The sequence below is a fragment of the Escherichia sp. SCLE84 genome (assembly GCF_012584495.1).
Taxonomy (GTDB): Bacteria; Pseudomonadota; Gammaproteobacteria; order Enterobacterales; family Enterobacteriaceae; genus ECMA0423.
The window spans coordinates 1,519,757-1,533,038 of the sequence record NZ_CP051430.1 but is presented as its reverse complement, the minus strand read 5'-3'; the positions used below and the strand labels follow the sequence as shown (position 1 = coordinate 1,533,038).

Sequence of the window (13,282 nt, the reverse complement as noted above, 5' to 3'; positions counted from 1 at the left end):
CGGGTGAAAGGGAGGCAGAGAAGTTAAGAGACGTGCTGCAAAAATTCCTGCAAGCGCTGGCTCGGCGGGTTCTTGATCAATACCTGCGGATCGCCATCTTCCGCAATCCGGCCTTTGTCGATAAAGATCAGCCGCGAAGCTACTTTCTCGGCAAAACCGATTTCGTGGGTCACGATCACCATCGTCATCCCTTCTTCAGCCAGATCCTGCATAACCTTCAGCACTTCATGGCGCAGTTCCGGGTCAAGAGCGGAAGTCGGTTCATCAAACAGCATCATTTTCGGCTTCACCGCCAGCGCGCGGGCAATCGCCACACGCTGCTGTTGACCACCAGAAAGTTCGGAAGGGTAGTGATGTGCACGTTCTGCCAGACCGACTTTCGCCAGCAGCTCACGCGCCAGTTTTTCCGCCTCTTCTTTGTTCGCGCCACGCACGCGTAGCGGACCAAACATGACGTTTTCCAGCGCCGTCAGATGCGGGAAGAGGTAAAACTGCTGGAACACCATACCTGCTTCCTGGCGAATCAGGCGCTCGTCAACTTTCGGATCGTTAACCTTCAGGCCATCGACAATCAGATCGCCGGAGGTGATTTCTTCCAGTTTGTTGATGCAGCGCAGCAGGGTCGATTTACCGGAACCGGACGGCCCGATAATCACCACGACTTCGCCCTGGGCAATGTTCAAATCGATATTGTGCAGCACCTGGGTTGGGCCAAAGTGCTTGGAGACGTTTTTAAATTCAATCACAGGATTTTCATCCTTCTTTCCAGACGACGCAGAATAAAGCTCAGCACCAGGGTAATAATCAGATAGAACACCGCCACGGCGCTCCAGATCTCAAGGGCGCGGAAGTTACCGGCAATAATTTCTTGCCCCTGACGGGTCAGTTCCGCCACGCCGATCACAATAAACAGCGAGGTGTCTTTAATGCTGATGATCCACTGGTTACCCAGCGGCGGCAGCATACGACGCAGTGCCAGCGGTAAAATGACGTAGCGAATGGTTTCCCAACGTGAAAGACCGAGCGCCAGTCCTGCTTCACGAAAACCTTTGTGGATAGACAGCACCGCACCACGCGTGATTTCCGCAATGTACGCGCCGGAGTTGATCATGATGGTGACCACCGCCGCAGTAAATGGGTCGATGCGTAAGTCGTTAAACGCCATCGGCAGGGCGAAATAGATAAACATCACCTGGACGACGATAGGTGTGCCGCGGATCACTTCAATAAAGACCAGCGCGACGTGGTTGGCTATCCAACCACCGAAGGTGCGTGCAAAACCTGCCAGCAATCCGATTACCAGACCGCCTGCCAGACCGAGGACCGAAATCCACAGGGTCATTTTGGCACCTTCAATCAGAAGCGGAATGGCAGGCCAGATGGCACTCCAGTCAAACTGCATATGTTGTTCCTGTTACCGTGGTGTAAATAATCAAATTCAGGGTAATTAATGGCCCCGGAGCGGGTTTGCGCCCCTCACCCTAATCCTCTCCCCATAGGGGAGAGGGAACTGCCAGTGCGTTTTACAGGTGTAGCGTTATTATTTCGGTTCAGTACCGAACCATTTTTTGTAGATTTCGTTGTAAGTTCCGTTCTCGCGCAGGGTTTTCAACGCGCCGTTGACTTTGTCACGCAGCTCGTCGCTACCTTTCGGGAACGCAATACCGTATTGCTGCGCTTCCAGAGAGTCACCTACCGCTTTGAACTGACCGTTACCGGCGGTTTTGATGAAGTACAGAATGTTTGGCGTATCGTGCAGAACGGCGTCTGCGCGGTTGGTGCCCAGTTCCATATAGGCGTTATCGATGTTCGGGAACTGACGCAGATCTTTAGTTTTGATGTTTGCTTTCGCGTAATCAACGGAGCCAGTACCGCTCTTCACAGCAACCACTTTCCCGTCGAGATCTTTCACGCTTTTCACATCGTTATTGTTAGCTTTCACCATCACTAACAGGCCGCTTTTGTAGTAGCCGTCAGAGAAATCGATCGCTTTTTTACGCTCGTCGGTGATGGTAATGCCCGCCAGCGCCAGATCGACGTTTTTGGTTTGCAGTGCCGGAATGATCCCACTGAAATCCATCGGCTTCAGTTCGTAATCCAGCTTCAGCTCTTTAGCGATGGCAGCCCACAGATCAACGTCAAAGCCCACATATTTATCGCCCTGTTTAAATTCAAACGGAACGAAGGCGGTATCCGTCGCGACAACTAATTTTTTATCCGCGGCATGAGAAGAAACCGCAAAAGCCAGGGTCAGTGCAGCCAGTGAAACTTTTAATACAGACTTCATAGCATTTCCTTTTTTCTATCCACGGGACGATCCCCTGCGTGACATTCACATATATGAAAAAATCGTGCCAGTTTTGCAACTCCTTGATTTTTCGAGATGCGGCAAAAACGTGATGCACGATTTATAGGGCAATACCCTGAAGATGCACCATTCTGGGGCACCAATCTGGTGCGCTAAAATTGTGCACTCAACACAGTGATTATTTAGCGTAAAACCTGATGAAAAAACAATCTTTATGTAACGATTGTGTGATGATGTGGATACAAAAAATTTACTTAATCAGCTGGAGATAGCAGATGGATGCACTAAATAAGTGCGTTGAGGTGGGCTGCAAAACAAAACGGCCTCCTGTCAGGAAGCCGCTTTTATCGGGTACTAAAGTTCTGCACCATCAGCGATGGATTTATTCGATGTTAGACTCGATAAACCACAGGAATTTATCCAGGTCGCGAGACGCGGCGGTCAGGATATCTGCGGTGTCGTCATCTTTCGCTTCGCCAATCGCTTTGCGTACGTCATTAGCGACGATTGCGTAACGGTCAGCCAGTTCTTTCAGGTGATCCTGAACGTTGTGGATGTCCAGCGGGTAACTTTTCAGCGGGGTTTTGCTGTTGATAACTTGAGTGGTCCCCAGAGCTACACCGCCCAGCTGCACTGCACGTTCTGCCATGGTATCCAGATGATCGATCAGTGCGGTGCGGAAGCCATCCAGCATTTCATGTACGGCAATGAAGTTAGCGCCGCGCATGTTCCAGTGCGCTTGTTTGGTAATCAAAGAAAGATCAATAAACTGGATAACCTGGCGATTCAGCAACTCTACTGTTGCTTTTTTCTCGCTGTCGGAGACATCGTTGCGGGTATAAAGCAGATTGGTCGCTTTTGATTTAACTAATTTAGCGGTACTCATAATTTCATATCCTCTTGATGTTATGTCCCAGTAATTAACGAGACTAAGTATAGCACCGGCTATGTGTTCCGCTATTCTGGCTGTTCCTATCACACTAATAGTGGTAACAAGCGTGAAAAACAAAACTAATAAAGATTCAATGAGTTAGATATATTGATAAGAACAATTCTTATTTATCTGCTCGCCAGGAATTTTCGGAATAAATATGCTTTTGCATAATTCGATATATAAAGACGGTGTAGAGGAAAAGTAGCGAGAAATTCTGCATGGTTATGCATAACCATGCAGAAATGTAAATTTAATTAATGTCTAATTCTTTTATTTTGCTCTCTTTGCGTACTGTCAGCGTAGACCCCATTGAAGCGGCGATGATAGCGCCGAGCGCCAGCAGCTGTATGGGTGTCAGTGTTTCTCCGAGGAAAATCATCCCGGAAACGGCAGCCAGCGCCGGTTCCATGCTCATCAGCGTACCAAATGTCCGTGTTGGCAAACGGGTGAGGGCAATCATTTCCAGCGAATAAGGCAGAGCGGTCGAGAGAATAGCGACAGCCAGACCCAATGGAATAACCGACCAGTGCCAGAGTGCTTCACCAGCCTGAAGCGCTCCAATTGGCACGAAAATTAACGCTGCAATCAACGAACCAATTGCCACCGTCGCAGGGCCATGTTCCGCTCCTGCGCGTTGCCCACTTAAAATGTAAATAGCCCAACAAGCCCCGGCCCCCAGTGCCAGCGCACAGCCGGTTAAATCGACATGGGAAACGTCTTGCCCCAGCGGTAGCAGGAACCACAGACCAAGAACCGCCAGCACAACCCAGACGAAATCTACCGGGCGACGAGAAGAGAACAGCGCCACCGCCAGTGGTCCGGTGAACTCCAGCGCCACCGCAATACCCAGCGGTACTGTCTGAATAGAAAGATAAAAAAGATAATTCATCCCACCCAGCGAAACGCCGTAAAACAACAGCGGTAACCGTTGCTCTTTGGCAAAGCGCAGTCGCCATGGCTTAAAGAACGCGATGAGGATCAGCGTTCCTAATGCCAGACGCAGCGCAGTGACACCCGGTGCGCCCACCAGAGGAAAAAGTGACTTAGCTAACGAGGCTCCACCCTGAATAGACGCCATGGCAACGAGCAATATGATTATTGGTAACCAGACCGGCATTTTACGTAATGAACCAGGCATCCTTTCTCCCACAAATATCTAGACTTAAGTAAAGCGTGGAGTGTACTGGATATACCCAATGCTGGTTGAGCATTTGTTGAAAAAATTTTCCCCCGTTTTGACTAAAATGCGCCAGGATTGATGGAATCATTAGTCTGGTGATTAGGAATAATCTGGATGAATGACAGGGAAAACATGCGTAATACTTACGCAGTTCTCTGAAAAAGTGATTTAAATTTAGATGGATAGCGGTGTATGGAAACGTTCTGTTACATGAAATGGCCCGTTAGACATCACAAATCGCGAAGAGTTTCCCATTAATTTTTGATATATTTAAAACTTAGGACTTATTTGAATCACATTTGAGGTGGTTATGAAAAAAATTGCATGTCTTTCAGCACTGGCCGCAGTTCTGGCTTTCACCGCAGGTACTTCCGTAGCTGCGACTTCTACCGTAACTGGCGGTTACGCACAGAGCGACGCTCAGGGCCAAATGAACAAAATGGGCGGTTTCAACCTGAAATACCGCTATGAAGAAGACAACAGCCCGCTGGGTGTGATCGGTTCTTTCACTTACACCGAGAAAAGCCGTACTGCAAGCTCTGGTGACTACAACAAAAACCAGTACTACGGCATCACTGCTGGTCCGGCTTACCGCATTAACGACTGGGCAAGCATCTACGGTGTAGTGGGTGTGGGTTATGGTAAATTCCAGACCACTGAATACCCGACCTACAAACACGACACCAGCGACTACGGTTTCTCCTACGGTGCTGGTCTGCAGTTCAACCCGATGGAAAACGTTGCTCTGGACTTCTCTTACGAGCAGAGCCGTATTCGTAGCGTTGACGTAGGCACCTGGATTGCCGGTGTTGGTTACCGCTTCTAATCACTTTGGTGATATAAAAAATCCGCCTCTCGGGGCGGATTTTTGTTTTTAAGGCTTCGGGTCGAAAATATCGGTTCCGAGATGGTTGTAATCCACCTTCTGTAACTGGAAGTTGGTGATGTATATCGACCCGGCTTTCTTCTCAGATATAAACGGGTATTTGATGTTAATTTCCTTCGCTTTAATTCCCGTCCACTGGGAGAAAAAACCTAAGAAGTCATTGGCTGAGCGGCGGGCTTTAATCACCCGATGCGCTTTATCGTCGCTGGAAATGACCATAAAAGGCACCTGGAAATTTTGCTGATACTTATCATCATGGGCAAGGTATTGCACGTCTTTGCCGCGCTCTTTAAAGGCCAGACCGTGGTCAGAAAAGTAAACCAGCGAGAAGCTGCTGCCGCTGTTGCGTAACTGATCGTACAGCTTGCGCAGTAAATCGTCCGTTTGCGTCATGGTATAGAGATAGCACGACGTTTCTTTCGACTGCACAAAGGTTTCGTATTTGCCTTGTGTCCTGTCGCAGGCCTGCGGATGTGAGCCCATCAGATGTAGAACAATCAGCTGCGGTTGCGAGTGCTCTTGCGCCAGCACTTGAGCGGTCATATCCAGTAACGCTTCGTCTTTGGTATTTTTATCTGCTTCAAAATTACCTTCTTTCAGGAAGTACACTTCATCTGCTCGTTTGGCGATGCTGGCGATAGCGGTATCGTATTCGCCGATTTGACCCTGGTTGGAAAACCACCAGGTCTGGAAGCCCGCGCGATTTGCCAGGGTGACAAAGTTATCCTGAAACTGTGGTTTGCCATCGACTACGCGATTGAGCGTTAAGCCAAGCGATTTCTGCGTGGAGCCACTGGCGGCAATGTAGTCAGCAAATATCAAACCGTTAACGCTGCTGGCAAACGGGGTATTGTCCCAGTGACCGCCAAAGGCACCGAGGGCATCGCGACGCGCGCTTTCACCGATCACCACCACATAGGTCTGATACTTCGGCTTAACGGCAGTGACCGTCCAGGTATCTTTCATTCCGGAAAGTTTTGCCATCCGTTCTTGCTCTTCAATCACCTCGTTATTATTGACGATGACATCCTTAGCAAAACGAAATACCGGATAGCCAGTATCTTTCAGTTTAAATACGCCGCCCCAGGCCAGGTTTTGCACGGGAGCAACAAAAAATGTCGCCACACTGAATACCAGACACAGGCTGTCGAAGGTATTCCAGCGCGCTTTTTCACTCTCTTTTTTTCGCCTGATTGCTATTACGCCGAGCACAAAAATAAATATGCCGACCATGTAGCTGTACCACGGAAAAATCGTCAGGATTTCGGTCGACTCTTCCATATTGGTGGAGTGCAATGCCAGCAATGTATTGAAATTAGGCGCGCCGTAGGCCTGAGCAAAAGGGAAATAACAAGCCGCCACCAGCGAACTGACACCGACCAGAACTTTTTGTACGCGAGGCAATGTTCGCCATAGCAAAAGCAAAATAGCCGTAAACGCAGCGGTGTAGAGCAAACTGAAGGGGTAACCTAAGCCGAGGTTAATTAATAGCGACTGTAAAAAGTAGAACGCAGTCCACGGGCTAAATACCCGGCTACGGGTAACAAGCGATTCTTTGAGGGTTAAATTCATATGCCACTATCGTAACAAACGCCATGTGCTTACCCTGGCGTCAAGGGTCAATACCTGCAAGAGTGCGTGAAGAGTGGAAAGGGGTCCGCATCCGCGAGCCGCAATATACGCAGGGCTGCAAGAAGATAGAGCGAGCCGCCGTTCAGGTCAACTACTGACGAACAAATCTTTTGCGAAGGGGATTGCAAATCCGACAAAAAGTGGGGTTTTTCAGACCAAAACGCGTTATGCCTGCATGAAAGCAGGAGTGAAGCGGCGTACCGCGACGCCGCTATTTATCGGAAGGTTTATCTTGCTGCGGTTTGTTGTTGACCATATCGCACAACATAGAGAGCAGCATTAACCGTACTTTAAAGGGAGAATGACTAAACACGCGCATACACCTCTTGAACTCATTCATAAGACCTCCTGACTTGCTAATCCCGTCGATCCTTGAGGGATGATTGCATTACATACAGATATAGCACAGGCTATATTATATAGCTATTGCTAAAACGTTAATTTTTTGTACCTTCGCAACTCTGGTTTACAATGTGCGCACGAAATGAGAACGCTATGTATGCGTCACCATAATGAGGAAGCACAATGAGTCGTCGCGCAGGTACGCCAACAGCAAAAAAAGTGACGCAGTTAGTGAACGTGGAAGAGCACGTTGAAGGGTTCCGCCAGGTCAGAGAGGCGCATCGGCGCGAGCTTATTGATGATTACGTTGAGCTGATTTCTGACTTGATCAGGGAAGTGGGGGAAGCTCGTCAGGTGGACATGGCTGCTCGTCTGGGAGTTTCGCAACCGACGGTGGCTAAAATGCTTAAGCGGCTGGCAACCATGGGGCTGATTGAAATGATCCCCTGGCGTGGCGTGTTTTTAACGGCAGAAGGAGAGAAGCTGGCGCAGGAAAGCCGCGAGCGACATCAGATAGTCGAAAATTTCTTGTTGGTGTTGGGCGTCAGTCCGGAAATCGCCCGTCGCGACGCGGAAGGCATGGAGCACCATGTTAGTGAAGAGACGCTCGACGCTTTTCGTTTGTTTACCCAGAAACACGGTGCCAAATGAGCCTGCCTTTTTTACGCACGCTGCAAGGCGATCGTTTTTTTCAGTTATTAATTCTTGTTGGTATCGGATTAAGCTTTTTCGTGCCCTTTGCACCGAAATCCTGGCCTGCTGCTATCGACTGGCACACCATCATCACCTTAAGCGGCCTGATGCTGCTGACCAAAGGTGTGGAGTTAAGCGGTTATTTTGATGTGCTGGGGCGCAAAATGGTGCGCCGCTTTGCTACGGAGCGTCGGCTGGCGATGTTTATGGTGCTGGCGGCGGCGCTGCTTTCTACCTTTCTGACCAACGATGTCGCGCTGTTTATTGTTGTTCCGCTGACTATCACGCTAAAAAGACTGTGTGAGATCCCGGTTAATCGGCTGATTATTTTTGAGGCGCTGGCAGTCAACGCTGGTTCGCTACTGACGCCAATTGGCAACCCGCAAAATATTCTTATCTGGGGACGTTCTGGTCTTTCGTTTGCCGGATTTATTGCCCAAATGGCACCGCTGGCTGGCGCAATGATGCTGACGCTCCTGCTCCTGTGCTGGTGTTGTTTCCCTGGAAAGGCGCTGCAATACCATACGGGGGTGCAAACACCGGAGTGGAAACCGCGGCTGGTGTGGAGTTGTCTGGGGCTGTATATCGTCTTTCTGACGGCGCTGGAGTTCAAACAAGAGCTGTGGGGACTGGTGATTGTGGCGGCAGGCTTTGCGCTGCTGGCACGTCGCGTGGTGCTCAGTGTGGACTGGACGCTGCTGCTGGTGTTTATGGCGATGTTTATCGACGTCCATTTACTGACCCAGCTTCCAGCGTTGCAAGGCGTGTTGGGTAACGTGAGTCATCTATCTGAACCCGGGTTATGGTTAACGGCAATCGGTTTATCGCAGGTGATCAGTAACGTGCCGAGTACCATATTGTTGCTGAACTATGTGCCGCCGTCTTTATTACTGGTATGGGCGGTAAACGTAGGTGGCTTTGGGTTATTACCCGGATCGCTGGCAAATTTGATTGCGCTACGTATGGCGAACGATCGCCGCATCTGGTGGCGTTTCCATCTCTATTCAATACCGATGCTGTTGTGGGCGGCGTTGGTGGGATATGTTTTGTTAGTTATACTCCCGGCCAACTAGGGTCTGGCAAATAAAAAAGGCGGATTATGAGTCCGCCTTTTGCTTTAAGTTTTGAAGATTAATTCAGACGAACCGGCATCCCGGAGCGGTTTTTAATCGCTTCATCAAGAACAACCTGGTCAACATCTGGCTGACCGGTCACTGTTTGCACGCTCTTCGTCAGGGTAATTGGCACAATTTCCTGACCTTCAAACTGGGCTTCGGTGGTAGACAGCGGGTTATGGACTTCAATATAACGGCTGCCGTCTGGCTCGGTGGTCGCTTTTACCGGCTCATCAATAAACTGTACGCGGGTACCGACCGGTACTTTCTCGAACAGGAATTTGATGTCTTCGTTACGCAGACGCACACAACCATGACTTACACGCAGGCCGATACCGAAGTTGGCGTTGGTGCCATGGATAGCGTACAGGCGACCGATGTAGAGTGCATACAGCCCCATCGGGTTATCCGGACCTGCCGGAACGACAGCCGGAAGCGGTTCGCCCGCAGCGCGGTACTCTGCGTGCATTTTGGCGGTCGGCGTCCAGGTCGGGCCTGCTTTCTTACGCTCAACTTTAGTGGTCCAGTTGATAGGCGTATCTTTGCCTAACTGACCAATGCCGATCGGCAGCACGATAACGGTGTTGGTCCCTTTCGGATAGTAATACAGACGCATCTCTGCACTGTTAATGACGATGCCTTCATGAACGGTATCCGGCAGGATCAGCTGCTGCGGAATGTTCAGTACAGTACCGCCTTTCGGCAGGAAGGTATCCACACCCGGGTTCGCTTCCATCATATTGGAAAGCCCCATCTGGTACTCCGCGGCAAAATACTCCAGCGGCTGAGTGTTACCTTCAGGAATGGTGATCACCTGATTCTGACCAACCAGGCGACTCCCGTCGGTTGGCAGAGGATAAGTTACCGCAGAGGCGGTACTGCAAAAGCCGACAACAGCGAAGGCCGCTGCGAATAATGTTTTCAATTTCATATTCATGTTAAGCGAGATTTTGTGCCTGGCAGGCCATTGGGTTGAGAATATTAGAGTATTGGAAGCGCATTATAAGTTCATTCCAGCTCACAGTGAAATCAGATGTGTACGAAATCACATTTTTTGCCTTTGGCTTGAGTGTAGACCTTAAGCGAGGAGCAGGATCTTCTTTCAGACTTATGGCATAATGCGCGGTTTGTCATATCTCTTTTCAGGATACGCCTGTGTTAGTTTCCAGTAACGTCACCATGCAGTTCGGCAGTAAGCCGTTGTTTGAAAACATTTCCGTCAAATTTGGCGGCGGCAACCGTTACGGCCTGATTGGCGCGAACGGTAGTGGTAAATCCACCTTTATGAAGATCCTCGGCGGCGACTTAGAGCCGACTTTGGGTAACGTTTCCCTCGATCCCAACGAGCGCATTGGTAAGCTGCGTCAGGATCAGTTTGCCTTTGAAGAGTTCACTGTGCTGGATACGGTGATCATGGGGCATAAAGAGTTGTGGGAAGTGAAGCAGGAGCGTGACCGCATCTATGCTTTGCCGGAAATGAGTGAGGAAGACGGCTATAAAGTGGCCGATCTGGAAGTTAAATACGGCGAAATGGACGGTTACTCTGCGGAAGCTCGCGCCGGTGAATTGTTGCTTGGCGTGGGAATTCCAGTGGAACAGCACTACGGCCCGATGAGTGAAGTTGCTCCTGGCTGGAAGCTGCGTGTGCTTCTGGCGCAGGCGCTGTTTGCTGATCCGGATATTCTCCTGCTCGACGAACCGACCAATAACCTCGACATCGACACCATTCGCTGGCTGGAACAGGTGCTGAACGAGCGTGACAGCACCATGATCATCATCTCGCACGACCGTCACTTCCTTAACATGGTTTGTACCCACATGGCGGATCTGGATTACGGCGAGCTGCGCGTTTATCCGGGCAACTACGATGAGTACATGACGGCGGCGACCCAGGCGCGTGAACGTCTGCTGGCTGATAACGCCAAGAAGAAAGCGCAGATTGCTGAGCTGCAATCTTTCGTTAGCCGCTTTAGCGCCAACGCCTCGAAATCTCGCCAGGCAACTTCGCGCGCGCGCCAGATTGATAAAATCAAACTGGAAGAGGTGAAAGCCTCCAGCCGTCAGAACCCGTTCATCCGTTTTGAACAGGATAAGAAACTGTTCCGTAACGCGCTGGAAGTGGAAGGTCTGACCAAAGGGTTTGATAACGGTCCACTGTTTAAAAATCTCAACTTGCTGCTGGAGGTCGGTGAAAAACTTGCGGTACTGGGTACCAACGGCGTCGGTAAATCAACGCTGCTGAAAACGCTGGTGGGCGATCTGCAACCGGACAGCGGCACCGTAAAATGGTCTGAAAACGCGCGCATTGGGTACTATGCTCAGGACCACGAATATGAGTTTGAAAATGATCTGACCGTGTTCGAATGGATGAGCCAGTGGAAGCAGGAAGGCGATGACGAGCAGGCGGTACGCAGCATTCTCGGTCGTTTGCTGTTCAGCCAGGACGACATCAAAAAGCCAGCTAAAGTGCTTTCCGGTGGGGAAAAAGGGCGGATGCTGTTTGGTAAGTTAATGATGCAGAAGCCGAACATTCTGATCATGGACGAACCGACCAACCACCTGGATATGGAATCCATCGAGTCACTGAACATGGCGCTGGAACTGTATCAGGGCACGCTGATCTTTGTTTCACACGACCGTGAGTTCGTAAGCTCCCTGGCGACCCGCATTCTGGAAATCACCCCGGAACGCGTGATCGACTTTAGCGGTAATTACGAAGATTACCTGCGTAGTAAAGGGATCGAGTAAGTGATTATCCGTCACCCCGATACTGTCGGGGTGACGGCGGCTGATGACAAATGCAAAATAGCCTGATGCGCTACGCTTATCAGGCCTTGTATTATCCCTCCAGTGCAGAGAAAATCGGCCAGTTTTCTCTGCCTGCAGTCCGCATGCCGTATCGGGCCTTGGGTTCTAACCTGTTGCGTAGATTTATGCAGCGGACTGCCTTTCTCCCAAAGTGATAAACCGGACAGTATCATGGACCGGTTTTCCCGGTAATCCGTATTTGCAAGGTTGGTTTCACTATGGAACATGAACTTCATTATATCGGTATCGACACCGCTAAAGAGAAACTGGATGTCGATGTGTTGCGTCCTGATGGTCGTCATCGCACCAAAAAATTCGCTAACACCACTAAAGGGCACGATGAGCTGGTGAGCTGGCTGAAAGGTCACAAGATTGACCATGCGCATATCTGCATCGAAGCGACCGGCACCTATATGGAACCTGTCGCTGAGTGCCTTTACGATGCTGGCTACATAGTGTCAGTCATTAATCCTGCGCTGGGTAAAGCTTTCGCTCAGAGTGAAGGACTGCGTAACAAGACTGATACCGTGGATGCGCGCATGCTGGCAGAGTTCTGTCGTCAGAAGCGCCCTGCAGCCTGGGAAGCGCCTCACCCGCTTGAACGCGCGTTGCGTGCCCTGGTAGTCCGCCACCAGGCGCTGACAGATATGCACACGCAGGAACTGAATCGCACTGAAACGGCGCGGGAAGTCCAGAGACCGAGCATTGATGCTCACCTTCTGTGGCTTGAAGCAGAGCTGAAGCGTCTTGAGAAGCAGATAAAAGACCTGACAGACGATGATCCGGATATGAAACACCGCAGGAAACTGCTGGAAAGCATCCCGGGTATCGGAGAGAAAACATCTGCGGTATTGCTGGCTTATATCGGTCTGAAGGACCGCTTCGCCCATGCCAGACAGTTCGCCGCTTTTGCGGGTCTGACACCACGGCGTTATGAATCAGGTAGCAGTGTGAGAGGGGCGAGCCGGATGAGTAAGGCCGGACATGTGTCGCTTCGCAGGGCGTTGTATATGCCCGCAATGGTAGCCACCAGTAAGACTGAGTGGGGACGGGCGTTCCGCGACCGTCTGGCGGCTAATGGCAAGAAAGGAAAGGTGATTCTCGGCGCGATGATGCGCAAGCTGGCACAGGTGGCGTATGGAGTGCTGAAGTCAGGCGTGCCGTTCGATGCGTCACGGCATAATCCGGTAGCGGCGTAAAAATCGCGGAAGGGATGAAAAAAACAGCGCCTGACGGCGCTGTGTCTGGCATGCCTGCAATCCGGGAAACCGGACCAGGAAAAAACTTGCAGGCCATAACAGTATCTACGCAGTACCTGTAATATATTGAATCTGCAGGACTTTGTAGGCCAGATAAGCGTAGCGCATCAGGCATTAAGAAAGCG

At 50.4% G+C, this 13,282-nt stretch carries 14 protein-coding genes; 6 read left to right on the top strand and 8 right to left on the bottom strand.

Annotation, left to right across the window (positions count from 1 at the left end):
• Positions 1-23: 23 nt before the first annotated feature.
• From glnQ to rhtA, 5 genes are all read right to left on the bottom strand, one after another.
• Positions 24-746: a glutamine ABC transporter ATP-binding protein GlnQ gene (gene glnQ / locus HGD79_RS07660; protein ID WP_000569080.1), complete on the bottom strand. Its 723-nt coding sequence runs from the start codon at positions 744-746 to the stop codon at positions 24-26.
• Positions 743-1,402 (bottom strand): glutamine ABC transporter permease GlnP, encoded by a 660-nt coding sequence (gene glnP, locus HGD79_RS07655; RefSeq protein WP_001159065.1) that lies wholly within the window; start codon positions 1,400-1,402, stop codon positions 743-745. Before glnP ends, glnQ begins: the two co-directional genes overlap by 4 nt.
• 138 nt (positions 1,403-1,540) lie before the next feature.
• On the bottom strand, positions 1,541-2,287 hold the full coding sequence (glnH, locus tag HGD79_RS07650; protein WP_000843866.1) for a glutamine ABC transporter substrate-binding protein GlnH: 747 nt from the start codon (positions 2,285-2,287) through the stop codon (positions 1,541-1,543).
• Positions 2,288-2,690: 403 nt separating this feature from the next.
• Positions 2,691-3,194, bottom strand: a complete 504-nt coding sequence (gene dps / locus HGD79_RS07645) for a DNA starvation/stationary phase protection protein Dps (RefSeq protein ID WP_000100800.1) — start codon at positions 3,192-3,194, stop codon at positions 2,691-2,693.
• A 298-nt stretch (positions 3,195-3,492) separates the two neighbouring features.
• The gene (gene rhtA / locus HGD79_RS07640) at positions 3,493-4,380 is read right to left on the bottom strand and encodes a threonine/homoserine exporter RhtA (RefSeq protein ID WP_001119538.1); all 888 of its coding nucleotides are present in this window, start codon (positions 4,378-4,380) and stop codon (positions 3,493-3,495) included.
• Between the two features lie 234 nt (positions 4,381-4,614).
• On the opposite strand from rhtA, the gene HGD79_RS07635 reads away from it, so the two are divergent.
• Positions 4,615-4,680, top strand: coding sequence for a protein YliM (locus HGD79_RS07635; RefSeq protein ID WP_120795379.1), 66 nt, complete (start codon positions 4,615-4,617; stop codon positions 4,678-4,680).
• Between the two features lie 52 nt (positions 4,681-4,732).
• On the top strand, positions 4,733-5,248 hold the full coding sequence (gene ompX, locus HGD79_RS07630) for an outer membrane protein OmpX (RefSeq protein WP_001295296.1): 516 nt from the start codon (positions 4,733-4,735) through the stop codon (positions 5,246-5,248).
• A 48-nt stretch (positions 5,249-5,296) separates the two neighbouring features.
• Here the strand turns inward: ompX and opgE are convergent, their stop codons facing one another.
• The gene (opgE, locus tag HGD79_RS07625) at positions 5,297-6,880 is read right to left on the bottom strand and encodes a phosphoethanolamine transferase (protein WP_001054697.1); all 1,584 of its coding nucleotides are present in this window, start codon (positions 6,878-6,880) and stop codon (positions 5,297-5,299) included.
• A 271-nt stretch (positions 6,881-7,151) separates the two neighbouring features.
• Positions 7,152-7,280, bottom strand: coding sequence for a manganase accumulation protein MntS (mntS, locus tag HGD79_RS07620; protein ID WP_001001761.1), 129 nt, complete (start codon positions 7,278-7,280; stop codon positions 7,152-7,154).
• A 185-nt stretch (positions 7,281-7,465) separates the two neighbouring features.
• Here mntS and mntR point away from each other — a divergent pair, with 185 nt between their 5' ends.
• Both mntR and HGD79_RS07610 read left to right on the top strand, forming a co-directional pair.
• Complete coding sequence (mntR, locus tag HGD79_RS07615) at positions 7,466-7,933, top strand: manganese-binding transcriptional regulator MntR (protein ID WP_000091016.1); 468 nt, start codon at positions 7,466-7,468, stop codon at positions 7,931-7,933.
• Positions 7,930-9,048, top strand: coding sequence for an anion transporter (locus tag HGD79_RS07610; protein WP_000056442.1), 1,119 nt, complete (start codon positions 7,930-7,932; stop codon positions 9,046-9,048). Before mntR ends, HGD79_RS07610 begins: the two co-directional genes overlap by 4 nt.
• Before the next feature lie 58 nt (positions 9,049-9,106).
• Here HGD79_RS07610 and ldtB read toward each other — a convergent pair whose 3' ends face one another.
• The gene (gene ldtB, locus HGD79_RS07605) at positions 9,107-10,027 is read right to left on the bottom strand and encodes a L,D-transpeptidase (protein ID WP_001056384.1); all 921 of its coding nucleotides are present in this window, start codon (positions 10,025-10,027) and stop codon (positions 9,107-9,109) included.
• A 218-nt stretch (positions 10,028-10,245) separates the two neighbouring features.
• On the opposite strand from ldtB, the gene HGD79_RS07600 reads away from it, so the two are divergent.
• Positions 10,246-11,838, top strand: coding sequence for an ABC-F family ATPase (locus HGD79_RS07600; RefSeq protein ID WP_000961458.1), 1,593 nt, complete (start codon positions 10,246-10,248; stop codon positions 11,836-11,838).
• 278 nt (positions 11,839-12,116) lie between these two features.
• Positions 12,117-13,097 (top strand): IS110-like element IS621 family transposase, encoded by a 981-nt coding sequence (locus HGD79_RS07595; RefSeq protein WP_000399648.1) that lies wholly within the window; start codon positions 12,117-12,119, stop codon positions 13,095-13,097.
• Positions 13,098-13,282: the final 185 nt, after the last annotated feature.